The sequence below is a fragment of the Secundilactobacillus pentosiphilus genome, assembly GCF_002217985.1.
In the GTDB taxonomy this organism is placed as follows: Bacteria; Bacillota; Bacilli; order Lactobacillales; family Lactobacillaceae; genus Secundilactobacillus; species Secundilactobacillus pentosiphilus.
The window spans coordinates 138,700-151,680 of the sequence record NZ_BCMI01000005.1 but is presented as its reverse complement, the minus strand read 5'-3'; the positions used below and the strand labels follow the sequence as shown (position 1 = coordinate 151,680).

Annotated in this window: 12 protein-coding genes; 2 read left to right on the top strand and 10 right to left on the bottom strand. The window is 46.9% G+C overall.

The window, feature by feature from the left end; translation table 11 throughout:
* Positions 1 to 133: 133 nt before the first annotated feature.
* Both CES81_RS04175 and CES81_RS04170 read right to left on the bottom strand, forming a co-directional pair.
* Entirely contained in the window at positions 134 to 1,000 is an 867-nt protein-coding gene (locus tag CES81_RS04175) for a DegV family protein (protein ID WP_089120823.1), read from the bottom strand.
* A gap of 142 nt (positions 1,001 to 1,142) precedes the next feature.
* On the bottom strand, positions 1,143 to 1,583 hold the full coding sequence (locus CES81_RS04170; protein WP_089087803.1) for a MarR family winged helix-turn-helix transcriptional regulator: 441 nt from the start codon (positions 1,581 to 1,583) through the stop codon (positions 1,143 to 1,145).
* Between the two features lie 161 nt (positions 1,584 to 1,744).
* Between CES81_RS04170 and CES81_RS04165 the strand changes: the two genes are divergently transcribed.
* A complete protein-coding gene (locus tag CES81_RS04165; RefSeq protein WP_089120822.1) occupies positions 1,745 to 3,460 on the top strand; it encodes an NFACT RNA binding domain-containing protein in 1,716 nt (571 codons plus the stop codon).
* An 84-nt stretch (positions 3,461 to 3,544) separates the two neighbouring features.
* On the opposite strand, the gene CES81_RS04160 is transcribed toward CES81_RS04165, so the two are convergent.
* From CES81_RS04160 to CES81_RS04130, 7 genes are all read right to left on the bottom strand, one after another.
* A complete protein-coding gene (locus CES81_RS04160) occupies positions 3,545 to 6,058 on the bottom strand; it encodes a carbamoyl phosphate synthase preATP-grasp domain-containing protein (RefSeq protein WP_089120821.1) in 2,514 nt (837 codons plus the stop codon).
* Positions 6,059 to 6,062: 4 nt separating this feature from the next.
* Positions 6,063 to 7,133 carry a carbamoyl phosphate synthase small subunit gene (locus tag CES81_RS04155; RefSeq protein WP_089120820.1) on the bottom strand — a complete coding sequence of 357 codons (1,071 nt, stop codon included), beginning with the start codon at positions 7,131 to 7,133 and terminating at the stop codon, positions 6,063 to 6,065.
* A 28-nt stretch (positions 7,134 to 7,161) separates the two neighbouring features.
* The gene (gene pyrR / locus CES81_RS04150; RefSeq protein ID WP_089087799.1) at positions 7,162 to 7,698 is read right to left on the bottom strand and encodes a bifunctional pyr operon transcriptional regulator/uracil phosphoribosyltransferase PyrR; all 537 of its coding nucleotides are present in this window, start codon (positions 7,696 to 7,698) and stop codon (positions 7,162 to 7,164) included.
* A gap of 89 nt (positions 7,699 to 7,787) precedes the next feature.
* The gene (locus tag CES81_RS04145) at positions 7,788 to 8,705 is read right to left on the bottom strand and encodes an RluA family pseudouridine synthase (RefSeq protein ID WP_089120819.1); all 918 of its coding nucleotides are present in this window, start codon (positions 8,703 to 8,705) and stop codon (positions 7,788 to 7,790) included.
* A complete protein-coding gene (lspA, locus tag CES81_RS04140; protein WP_089087797.1) occupies positions 8,698 to 9,162 on the bottom strand; it encodes a signal peptidase II in 465 nt (154 codons plus the stop codon). Before lspA ends, CES81_RS04145 begins: the two co-directional genes overlap by 8 nt.
* A gap of 122 nt (positions 9,163 to 9,284) precedes the next feature.
* Entirely contained in the window at positions 9,285 to 10,943 is a 1,659-nt protein-coding gene (locus tag CES81_RS04135; RefSeq protein WP_089120818.1) for a formate--tetrahydrofolate ligase, read from the bottom strand.
* A gap of 15 nt (positions 10,944 to 10,958) precedes the next feature.
* On the bottom strand, positions 10,959 to 11,363 hold the full coding sequence (locus CES81_RS04130; RefSeq protein ID WP_225356344.1) for an EbsA family protein: 405 nt from the start codon (positions 11,361 to 11,363) through the stop codon (positions 10,959 to 10,961).
* A 34-nt stretch (positions 11,364 to 11,397) separates the two neighbouring features.
* Between CES81_RS04130 and CES81_RS04125 the strand changes: the two genes are divergently transcribed.
* Positions 11,398 to 11,796, top strand: coding sequence for a ribonuclease HI family protein (locus CES81_RS04125; protein ID WP_089120816.1), 399 nt, complete (start codon positions 11,398 to 11,400; stop codon positions 11,794 to 11,796).
* On the opposite strand, the gene CES81_RS04120 is transcribed toward CES81_RS04125, so the two are convergent.
* Complete coding sequence (locus CES81_RS04120; protein WP_089120815.1) at positions 11,793 to 12,905, bottom strand: NAD(P)/FAD-dependent oxidoreductase; 1,113 nt, start codon at positions 12,903 to 12,905, stop codon at positions 11,793 to 11,795. The two genes, CES81_RS04125 and CES81_RS04120, sit on opposite strands and share 4 nt — an antisense overlap.
* Positions 12,906 to 12,981: the final 76 nt, after the last annotated feature.

Sequence of the window (12,981 nt, the reverse complement as noted above, 5' to 3'; positions counted from 1 at the left end):
GATACTCTTTTTTTCTGTCATTATATCAAAAAAGCAGGTAGTTAAAAATCCGAGGATTTTAACTACCTGCTTTTGAATTAAGAGACTTATGTCACAGCCTCTTAGGAATATATCAGATTATAATTGCAAAAAATTAAGCTTTATCGGTATCCAAGAGCCAGGCCAGTGCCAGGGATTTCTCCCCTAGATGGGTGCCAATCACGGGGCCGAAGAAACTCCGTTCGATTGGAATCTGTGGGAATTTATTTTTAATTTGTTTCATCCAGTTATCGGCGCCTTCCGGATCGTTTCCGTCAATGATGATAGCACAAATAGGATAATCAGCGTTTTCAACGGCTTCGGCGAACAGTGTTTCAACTCGGAGCAGTGCCTTTTTCCGTGAACGCACCTTTTCAAAGGCAACAATTTCGTGACTCTCATCATCAAACGTGAGTAACGGTTTGATTTTAAGCAGGCTGCCGACAAATCCGGAAGCGTTAGAAAGACGACCGCCACGGACGAGGTTTTGCAAATCGTCAACCACGAATATTTCGTCAATCGTTGCCCGGACGGCGTTGAGGCGGGAAATGATTTCGTCTACTGTTTTACCAGCTGAAGCCAACTTAGAGGCTTCAATTGCTAAGTAGCCCATTAATTTCACAGTAATTTGTGAATCATAAACGACCACGTGAGTATTCGTCAAGTTTTCGTTGACTTGTTTGAGCGAATTCACAAAACCGGAAATGGTGCTGGCCAAGTGAATGCTGATGATTGTGTCGTAACCCTCATCGCCCAGTTGCTGGTAAAGCTGGATCATTTCCCCCAGCGGCGGCTGAGAAGTACTTGGAAATGATTTTGAGGAGCGCAATTTTTCCCAAAATTCCCCGGTGCTGATATCCACACCTTCATTATAGGAGCGGCCGTCGATGATCACTGGGATCGGAACGACGTGGATCTGATAGCGCTCAATTTCTTCTGCTGATAAATAGCTGGTACTATCAGTGACGACAGCTATTTTCATGGTAAACACCCGTTTCTATTTTCGATTTAACTTACCCATTGTTTAAGTCTGGGATTAATTGTAACTAATACACGGTATGAAAGCAAGCATACGAAAAAACGTAACGCTTGTTTAAAATTTAAAACAGGCGTTACGTCAGTATTTAATCAGCGTCTTCTTCTAAAATACCTTCCGCACGGTCGAGGCTGCGGCTAAGGCGGTTTAACATGATTTTCATCATTTGCTGTTCATCTTCGGGCCAGTAATGGAAAACGGCATCGATCAGCGCATCATAGTCGGAATTGATGTGCTGCAAAGTGGCGCGGCCCGTTGACGTTAACGCGTATTCTAACTGCCGGCGGTCTTTACCCACGGCTGTTTTAGAAACAAGCTCCTTTACGGTCAGATTTTTTAACTGCCGACTTAACGTTGAAGTATCTAGCTGCAACGCATCCGCCATTGCATCCTGAGTGATCACTTGGCTTTCAATTTGACGTAAAAGCCGCCATTCGGCAATCGTGACGTGGTAGTGTTTCGTTATTCTAGTCGTTTGGGTCTGCAATGATTTAGCAGCTAAACTTAAATTATCTAAGATTCCCTCCAAAGCACCCGTCCCCTTTCGGTATCATTTACTTGTATTATACATCTTTTTACCAGAAATGCAGTCTTATTTACTCCATAATTTAGAACCAATCTGCTTTACTATGCTTGAAAACACCGCTATACTAGTAGCCGTGCGAAAAAACGAACGAAGGAAGTGAGACCATGTCATTTGATGGTGCATTCACCCACGCAATGGTTGGCGAGTTAAGCCGACAGCTTGTTGACGGTCGCGTCTCAAAGATCAACCAACCCTATAATAATGAAGTGATCTTAACCATTCGGGCTAATCGCAAAAGCCGACCGTTACTGCTATCAGCTAACCCAACTTTTGCCCGAATTCAAATTACCGATATTCCCTACGTTAATCCTGCGACGCCCACTAACTTTACCATGATGATGCGTAAATACTTGAGCGGTGCCATTTTGACCGGTATCAGCCAAGCTGCCAATGATCGCGTGGTCTATTTGGACTTCACCAGCCGAAATGAACTGGGCGACCAAGTGGCCTTACGTTTGATTATTGAAATCATGGCCCGCCACAGTAACGTGATCTTGATTGATTTTGCCTCCAGCACTATTTTGGATACCATCAAACACGTTGGTTCAGACCAAAATCGCTATCGAACCTTACTGCCTGGTGGCCGCTATATTAACCCACCGGCTCAGGATCTGACTGATCCGTTTGCAGCAGGCGCGAGTGACGCTGTGAAAGCGCTAGTGCGGGACTATCCCAATGAAGACGTCCTGGCACAGCAGCTGCGCCACACCTACCAAGGGTTAGGTCAAGACACGGCTTTAGGGCTGGCGAAGGCCCTGCATCAAGCTGGTGAGCCGATTGATAATTTTACGGCTTTCTTTAAACGCTTTGATCAGCCAGCACCAGTTTTGGTAACTAACGATAAGGGTAAAACGGGTTTTAACGCCTTTCCTTACGGCCAAGAACACGTGACTAGCAAGTCTTTTGATAGTTTAAGTGCAATGTTAGACTTTTACTATCAGGACCGTGCCGAACGTGATCGGGTTCAGCAGCAAGGCAGTACGTTGATTCACGTGGTTCGTAACGAATTAAAGAAGAACCGAACCAAGCTTAAGAAGTTGCAGGCCACGCTAAAGTCAGCTGACGATGCGGATGAATACCGGGTTAAGGGCGAGTTACTGACCACTTACCTCACAAAAGTGACTCGCGGGATGACCAGTATCACCCTACCGAACTTCTATAACGACGAAAAACCGTTAAAAGTGACGCTGTCGAATCAGATCAGTCCGTCACAAAACGCCCAGAAGTACTTCAAAAAGTATAATAAATTAAAGGCCTCGGTTCGCTACGTCAACGAACAAATGGCGAAGACTGATGCCGAAATTGATTACCTTGAAAATATCAGCTCGCAAATCGAACTGGCAGCCCCTAAGGATTTGGCTGACATCAAAGCCGAACTGCAACAAGGCGGCTACTTACGCGATCACGAACATAACCAGCGCAGCGGTAAGAAGAAGCGGCGTCAGGTTTCAAAACCAGAAGTCTTTACCGCCACTGACGGCACTAAGATCGAAGTTGGAAAAAACAACCTCCAAAACGAAAAGTTGACGCTGCACAGTGCTGCTAAAACTGATATTTGGCTGCACGTTAAAAACATGCCGGGTTCCCACGTGATTATTCACGATGCTGATCCCTCGGACCAAACCTTGGTGGAAGCCGCAACCATTGCCGCTTACTATTCCAAGGCACGTCAATCCAGTTCCGTACCGGTGGATTACGTTCAGGTAAAAAAGATTCGCAAACCTAATGGTGCTAAACCGGGTTACGTGATTTATGAAGGTCAAAAGACCCTCTTTGTCACACCTACTAGAGAATTTGTTGATAAACTCAGTACGAAATAAGCCACCGCTTATTTTAAAAAATGAACTAAAAAGCCATGATTTTCAGTGATTACTGAAATCATGACTTTTTTAAGTAACACTCAGTTACAATGTTTCAAAACTGATTTTTGCCCCTACTTCTTGCGTGGTCAGTCCTAGCTGATCAGGCAACTGTAACTGCTTGAACGGGAAAGTACCACGTACTTGTGAACGGCGCTCGGAATGAATGTCAACGTCCCATTTGGCAATCAACTTTTCATCGATTTCCCCTAAAGCCTGGCGAACCAGCATGCGGACCCAATTGATGCCCGTAACTTTATTGAGATAAGCAATCGTCGTTAAACGAGTGGGCCTGACACCGGCAAACTGGGGCATTTGCTTGGAATTGCCATTAGTGGTGTACAGCATTTGGACCATTCCGGTTCGCTTATGCGCCCCTAAGTAAGCCTTAGCGTGCTTAAGAATGGCGTCTAGCTGCTGAGTCGTCAACGTGGCCGGGTTGCGCATCAAGGTAATTTGGTTCAACGTTGTTGCGATTCCCTGATCAGAGCGTAAATCGCTGGCCAAGATTGGGACAATATGCCCCTTAGCGACAAACAGGTCAAGACCAATGTTAGCATGATCACTTAATAATTCGCTGCGTTTTTCTTGATCGGGCGGCAAGATGGAGATCGAGTAGTTCCGTCGTCGCAATTCCCGTGTCAGGTAATGCCGATTCCCCGGTACGAAAATCTTAACGGGACGTTCAATCGCAATGACGTTCATGATGTCACCTAATTGGACTGGGTCGATGATCTGCTTATCCGTTAAAGTTGCGGTGAGTGAGCCAGCGTTAGGATTCGTGTTCATAATCACCGTTTGATAGCCGGACTTCCTTAACTGTTTCAGCATTTCAGTCGTAAAGTAGTCGGCTGAAGCGTTGGGTCCCAGCTGATTACCACCACGACCTAATACTAAGACCGTCTTATTGGAAAGTTGCTGACTTTCGTTTTTAAGCTCGAAAGTACTGTAGTAACCGGTTGGTGTCCCTGACAGCTCGCCAGCTGAAGGTTCAATTCCCTTGTACGTTGGTGAGATGTGATTGTCATGGCCCAGCTGGCGGACCGTTTCGATATCGGTCTGCCACATTTTAGCAATCATCCCGTCACCAAAACCGTAATAGCGTCCCTTGCGCAGCGCTTCAATTGACATTGGGTGCGTTTTGATGTCTTTTTCGATATCTAAGATGTGTTTGAACTTGACGAAGTAGAACTGATCGATTTTGGTTAACTCGTTAAGCTCGTCTACCTGATAACCACGGCGTAATGCTTCCAGCAGAACTAAGATCCGGCTGGACAGCGGATGGATCAGTTGTGAGATAATTTGCGAATCCGTTAAGTTACTCATGGATGGTAATTCATCTTGGGGACTGAACTGAGAAGAACGCAAGGCTTTTAAAATGGCTTCCTCAGTACTTCTACCAATACCAATTGTTGATCCCACAGACTTCATAACGGTTCCTAAGTGCTTATCGGCGTTTTTGATATCTTCAAACGGCCATAGCGGAATGCGCACGACCACGTGATCTAAACTGGGTTCTAGGATGGCCGTTTGCTTGAAATGGTAAATTTCTGGCAGCCGAACATCGGTCAGCTTTTGATTTAAGTATAAGTTAGCGGCAACGTAAGCAATTGGGTAGCCGGTAGCGCAGGCTGCCAGCGAAGTCCCCCGGTCATTATACGGGGTAACCTTTGTGACGTAATAGCTTTCACCGTCAGCTCGCAGCGCAAAATGAGTGTGAACCACGCCCGTAAACCGGAATTGGTTGTTAATGGCAAACGCAGTGTCTCGCAAGGATTCGTATTCAACGTTGCTTAACGTTAAGGTTGGCGTGACCACCATGGAGTCACCGGAGTGAATGCCAATCGGGTCGATGTTTTCCAAACCAGCAATTAAGACTTGCGTACCCATGGTATCGCGCATCGAAACCAGTTCAATTTCTTTATAGCCCACGATGCTTTGCTCAATGACACACTGCTTAAACCGCGACCAAGACAGGCCACGAGAAACCGCGTTGATCATATCGCTTTCATTTTCACACAGCATCCGGTTAGTATCGATTCGCGGTGCAATCGGCTTGACGATAACGGGATACCCAATTTCGTTAGCAACGTTAATGGCTTCATCTAACGTACCGATCGTTTCTGATGCGATTACCGGCATGCCAACGTGACGCATGACGTCGTTGAGCCGGTCGGGGTTATTGATTTCCATCATTGCACTAGCGGGAATGCCCAGCGTCTGCACGTTGTTATCAGTCAGTACCCCGTTTTCCTGCAGTTCCTGAATCACACTAATTGCTGCGACACCGCCTACCGTGGGTAAAATCGCATCAGGATGTTCGTTTTCAATGATCCGCTGAACGTTATCGGCCGTCACTGCCTGGATGAACACGTTGGTTGGCTGCACATCTTCCAGAGCAGCTGAAAACGGGTTATTGTCAATTAACAGTGAGCGAATACCCTGCTTTTTAAACGCTTGAATAATTTGGACACAAGCTGCGTCTAGTTCGGTTTCATGGCCAATCTCCGTTGGCCCCCCGCCAATTATGAGTATTTTTTGAATTTCTTTAGTATCCATCTGATCACTCCCGTGTCCCCATGATTTCAATAAATTCATCAAATAGATCAACTGAATCGTTAGGACCTGGTGCACCATCAGGGAAAAATTGCACTGAAAACGCCGGGTAATCCCGGTGCCGCAGTCCCTGAATCGAGCCATCGATCAAATCCAGATAAGTGGTGATCAGCCGGTCACGATTAATCGAATCTGGGTCGACAACGTAACCCTGACTTTCCATAGCGTAAATAATTTCGTTGGTAATAATTTTACGAATCGGGTGATTAGCACCATGGTGTGACAACTTTAGTTTAGTCACGTCGGAACCGTTAGCCAATGCGAATAGTTCGTGCCCCAGACCAATCGCAAACATTGGTATCCGCTCCTGGATCGTTCTGATCATCTCAAGAACGCTTTCCGGGAGATCCAGTGGCGAACCAGGTCCAGTGGAGAGTAAGACCCCATCCGGATCCAAGTTGATTACGTCTTGTGCACTGGCATCCCAAGGCAGAACGGTAACGTTACAGTTGCGCTTAGATAACTGGCGTAAAATCCCGTGTTTGAGGCCAAAATCAATGACAACCACGTTATAGCCCTGATTAGGGTTAGGGTACGGTCGCGGTGTGGCAACTTGGGCGACTTGCTGGTTTGTCAGCACCGTGGCGTGCAGCTGATCGAAGGCGTGATCGTCCGCCACGTCTACGATACTGCCCTTAATGGTCCCCGTCTGGTTGATTTGACGAATTAAATGCCTGGTGTCAATTCCGCTGATACCGGGAATATTATGCTGCTTTAAAAACTGATCCAGGGAAAGTGACCGTTGGCGATTTTTCGAAATGTCTGTTACGTCACGAACAACCATGCCCTTTGCACTTGGCAGAATTGATTCATAGGCATCGTGGGCGATCCCAATACTACCAACAATGGGCTGAGAAAAGACAATAATCTGATTGTGGTAGATTTGGTTCGTCACGATTTCCTGGTAGCCCAGCATACTGGTATTAAAGACGATTTCACCAGTGGTGGTTGCGCCAGCGCCAAAGCCGTGTCCAGGGTAAATCGAACCATCTTCCAATATTAAAAAGCGTTGTGCCATTTATATCATTCCAATCCTGATTACTGTACTATCGTTCAATGATTTCGACACTGTCATGGCCGTCGATCTCACTAACTGATACTTTAATCCGTTCCTGCTGCGAACTTGGAATGTTTTTGCCGACAAAATCGGCCCGAATCGGTAATTCGCGGTGGCCACGATCGACCAAAACGGCTAGGTTGATTTGTTTAGGACGACCCAGATCCATAATGGCACTCATTGCTGCACGGATCGTTCGGCCGGTATACAAAACGTCATCAACTAAAATCACCTTTTTATCAGTCACTGGAAAATCAATCTTCGAGATGGTGACTTTAGGATCAGTGTCTTGACTGTCATGTTCAATATCATCACGGTACTGGGTAACGTCCAGTTCACCCACCGGGACGCTGGCGTTTTCTAACTGCTTTAACCGACTGGCAATTCGCTGTGCCAAATAAACGCCGCGGGTTTTAATACCGAGAATCACCAAACCGTCAATTCCCTTATTATGTTCAATAATTTCGTAAGTAATTCGTGTCAGTGCACGCTGCATTGCCATTGCATCTACAACTACTTTTGCCATGAGTGGCCTCCTGTTTTTTAAGTTCTGATTGTTTCAAATAATTGCTATAACTTTACAATATCCTGGAATATATTCACTTGCAAGCCATATTACTTTAGGCCTGGCGTTTGTTCTCTAAGCCGGTTGATCACCTTTTGAAAATCTGCCGGCAACGGTGCATCAAAAACGAGCTGTTTACCAGTTACCGGATGACGGAAACCTAATTTCTTAGCGTGCAGGAACTGTCCTGAACCGGCAATCGTCTTTCGCGGTCCGTACAGCGGATCACCAGCTAAGGGATGGCCGATCGACTTCATGTGCACCCGAATCTGGTGAGTGCGACCGGTTTCTAACCAGCAGGAAATCAACGTGTAGTTTAAATAGCGTTCTAGCACCTGGTAGTGAGTCACTGCGTGTCGACCGTCTGCCACGATGGCTTGCCGTTTACGATCCTTCGGCGAGCGGCCGATCGGTGCATCGATCACACCCGTATCCTGTTTGATCACACCATGAACCAGTGCAATGTATTCTCGCAGGTTGGTCTTGTTTTTTAGCTGGGCAGCCAATGAGCGGTGAGCGTTATCGTTTTTTGCCACCATTAGCAAACCGGAAGTATCCTTATCAATTCGGTGGACAATTCCCGGACGGTACGTGCCGTTGATCGTGGAAAGCGGCGAATGGTAGAGTAATGCATTGACCAGTGTGTGATCGGGGTGCCCTGGTGAAGGATGGACAACCATCCCTGACGGTTTATTCACGACGATAACGTCATCGTCTTCGTATACGATATCTAACGGGATGTTCTCGGGTTCTAAATCTAGTTTGACCGGATCGGGAATCGTTACTTCGATTTGGTCACCTGGCTGTACGTGATACTTTGGCTTTTCCACTTGGGAGTTGACCAGGACCCGTTTCTCGTCAATGGCGAGTTTAAGCTGTGAGCGGCTTTCATCCGGCATCATTTCACTCAGCACTTTATCCAGCCGGCCAGTTTGACCCGTAATTTCTAGCTGAACTTTCCTAGGCATGATGGGCCTCCGCTCTATCTTCCAAAAATAAAACCACCATGATCCAAATAACGCCAACCGTCAGGCACGTGTCAGCAAAGTTAAAAATCGGGAAGTTGATAAAATCCAACTGGAACATGTCGACAACAAAGCCGTTGATCAAGCGGTCATAAAAATTTCCCAATGTGCCGGCAATCATGAAGGCTAGGCCAATGTCATACTGCCAGTGGTGACGGTAGCGAACCAAAAACCAGATCATAATAGCTAAGGCAGCTACCGAAATAATGAGGAAAAACCACTGCTGGCCAGCCAGCATACTCCAGGCGGCACCGTCATTTCTAATGTAAGTTAACGACAGCACGCCAGGCACAACGGTGTGCATACCGCCCAAAGCAATTGTGGCGACGACCGTGTGTTTGATCCACTGATCAATGAGAAATAATAAAATAATCAATCCTGTACTTAGCCCAATTAACAAGTTGGCAACTCCCTTTATTCTGTGATGTATGTGCGTTTATTCAAGTAACTTTCATTATATCAAAAAAAGCGGTCGATAAACTTAATTGTTATCAATCCGCTTTGTTTGTTTTTAAAAGAGACCTAAAAGAGACCCGTAATTTTACCATCAGCATCAATGTCCATATCCAAAGCTGCTGGATGTTTTGGCAGTCCCGGCATAGTGAGAACGTTCCCCGTCATCGCCACGATGAAGCCAGCACCTAGCTTAGGGACAAATTCCCGGACGTGAATGGTGAAGTCCGTTGGTGCGCCCAGTGCCTTGGCATTGTCAGATAGAGAATACTGGGTTTTAGCCATGCAAACTGGTAACTTATCCCAGCCGTATTTGGCGAACCGTCGTAACTGTCGTTTGGCTTTTGGCTCTAGAACCACGTCTTTGCCACCATAAATCTTGCGAACGATGGTCGTCATTTTGCTAACAACATCGTCATCCGAATGGTAAAGCGGCTTAAACGTACTGGATTTCTGAGTGGCGTCGACCACGGCATCGGCCAGATCAAGCGCTCCGCCACCGCCGTTTGCCCACACCGTGGTGTCGAAGGCTGGTACGTGCAGGTCATTTTTAACGTAGTCGAGCAGCTGGTTAATTTCAGCATCCGTGTCGGAGGTGAAACGGTTCACTGCAACAATGACAGGAACACCGTACTGCTGCATGCTGTCAACGTGACGTTTCAGGTTAGCAGAACCCGTTGCTAAAGCTTCTAAATTCTCGGTTTCCAGGTCGTTTTTACCAACACCGCCGTTATACTTTAAAGCCCGGACAGTTGCAACGATCACGACGGCATCTGGGGTTTTGCCTAAAACCGGCGTCTTGATATCCATGAATTTTTCACCGCCAAGATCGGCGCCAAACCCAGCTTCGGTGACAACGTAATCGGCCAGTTTTAGAGCTGTTTGCGTTGCCAAAACGGAGTTACAGCCGTGCGCGATGTTGGCAAATGGGCCCCCATGAATAATTGCTGGCGTGTGTTCCAGTGTTTGGACGAGGTTGGGTTTGATGGCATCCTTTAATAAGACGGTGATAGCGCCGCCGACCTTTAGATCAGCTACCGTAACCGGCTTTTTGTCGTACGTGTAGCCGATAACGATCCGGTTGATACGGGTTTTGAGGTCCGCCAAGTTTTTGCTGAGGCAAAGGATTGCCATCAGTTCACTGGCCACGGTAATATCAAAACCGTCCTGACGAGGGACACCTGAAGTTCTCCCGCCTAAACCAATAACGGTCTGACGTAGGGCCCGGTCGTTAATGTCTAAGACCCGCTTCCAGATCACCTGGCGCGGATCAATGTTTAATTCGTTACCCTGTTGAATGTGGTTGTCAATTAACGCTGCCAAAGTATCATGAGCTTCAGTAAGGGCGTGCATATCGCCCGTAAAGTGGAGGTTGATGTCTTCCATTGGAACAACTTGAGCGTAGCCGCCGCCAGTGGCGCCGCCCTTCATTCCCATAACGGGACCTAAAGATGGTTCTCTCAAGGCAATAGCGACTTTCTTGCCCTGACGCTTAAGCGCGTCGCCTAATCCAACCGTCACCGTCGACTTGCCTTCGCCGGCTGGCGTTGGGTTGATTGAGGTGACCAGAATCAGTTTGGAATGCTTAGTGTTACCCTGAACGGGCAGCTTGATTTTAGCTTTAACCGCGCCATAGGGCTCAATTTGGTCGGCAGAAAGGCCTAAATCAGCAGCGATTTCTGTTATCGGGGCTTCTTTTGCAGCTTGTGAAATCTCAATATCGTTCAATTTAACAACCTCCAATTATTTGAGTGCTTCTTTTCTTGTTTCACTGATTATATTACTCAATTCGATGGTGGAATTCAAAGGCATTATAAACTGATAAATTTTACCGCCATAAATAAAACCCAGCCGATACTTAGAGACGTGAAGCTGTCGCACATCTTTTAACCGGATATTGACCCAATTATGATTAATCACGCGACTGACACGAATGGTACCGTTATCCAGGTAAATATGCCGATAATGAACTTGTGCCCAAGTTAAGAGCAAAAAGATGATCCCCAGCGTGTAGGCAATCCATTGTAGCCTGGCGGAGACTTCTAAGCCTGTGATCAAACTGAGAAAAAGGACGCAAAACGTCCAGCTCCACAGGATGATACTACTTAAAGGTGCCGGTTGATATAAAAATTTTCGCTTTTGATTTATGATAGAATTACCTCATTTCGAAAGGGTTGATACCATGTATACGTTATACACAGATGCAGCGACCAATAATGAAACCCTTCACAGTGCAGCGGGCATCTTGATCGTTCACGCCGGCAAACAGCAGCAATTACGTGCCAGTTTGCCCAATAGTGACAATCACCATGCGGAATTTCACGCTGCCCTGGCCGGGTTTGATGCGCTGCTGAAACTGCTAAACGGGACAGCAAACAACGTCACCGTTCAGTACTTCACCGATTCTAAAATTGTTGCTGACAGCGTTAAAAAGCGCTATGCAAAGCATTATCAGCAATTAGTCGATGAGTTATTAGCCAAGCAGGCTGAATTTAATCTAGTCATTACCCAATGGGTACCAGAAAAACAAAATCAAGGTGCCCATCACTTAGCACAGCAAGCGCTGCATGAACGTGATTAACTTAAATAATTTGTCAGCGGCTTTTCGTAGTTCGACCAGTCTGGCGTCCCGCCGTAGATTAAAGTGCCAGCTAACAGCCGGCCGATGAGCGGTCCGGTGGTTAAACCTGAAGCGCCCAGGCCACTGGCGACTAACAACTGCGGGTAGTTTTTAAGGCGGCCGAAAAATGGTGCAAAATCAGGCGTATAAGCCCGGGTACCAACTTTTGTGCGGATGATGTTATCGGCCGTTAAATAATCGGCAAACTGTTTGGCACTACTCAATAAATCTTGGGTTGCTTCGGGGGTTGCCGTTAAGTTAAAGCCGCCTTCATCATCGTGAGTTGCACCAACGATCAGTTTACCATGGCCAAACGGAATGAAATCCCGCTCGCCCTCAGGCATTAGGACCGGCATGTTCTCCCGTGACTCATAGGCGGGTACCGCCAGTTCAATCAGCTGCCCTTTTTGAGGACGAACCGCAACGTGAATTCCCAGTGGCTTAACCAGTTCGTTCAACCACGGACCAGCGGCGATAATCACGTTGTCAAAGTGCTGCTGGCCACTTGAAGTCAAAATATTGCCCTGCTTATCTAAGGCCACCCGTTCGTGTTTAACCGCCAGATTGACTTGTTGGGCTTGCTCTAATAAAGCGGAGATCAAAGCTTCGCCATCAACTCTAGCACCGCCGCTCACGTAAATTCCGGGCTGCGGGTTGGTTAGTAGCGGGATCCGCTCTTGGACTTCCTGTGCCGTTAACCGTTCAACTTTCCCCATGTCAGGGGCCTCTTCTCGGCGCTCCTGTGCTAAAACGTATAGGTCGTGAAGGTCTTTTTCATTTGTTCTGGTAATAATGGTTCCGGTTTGCTGGTAAACTTCAGTAGAGAGGTTCGCCCGTCGCGCTAAGGTCATTAGCGTAGTCGCACCGTCCTTGGCTAACTGATACCAGTGTTGATTTCTTCTTTTTGATAGCCACGGTGAAATGATTCCGGCTGCTGCCTTGGTTGCCTGCCCAGTACCGTGGTCAAACAGCGTCACACTGATCTGACTGCCTCCCGGTAAACTACTGAGGTAATAAGCTGCACTTGCCCCAACAATGCCGCCACCAATAATTGCAACTTTCTTATTCATTTTGCTTACCACACTCCTGAAATCAGTTTTAGTTTCATAACGTCATTTTAGCATACTATCGCTTTCAAGATTGTGC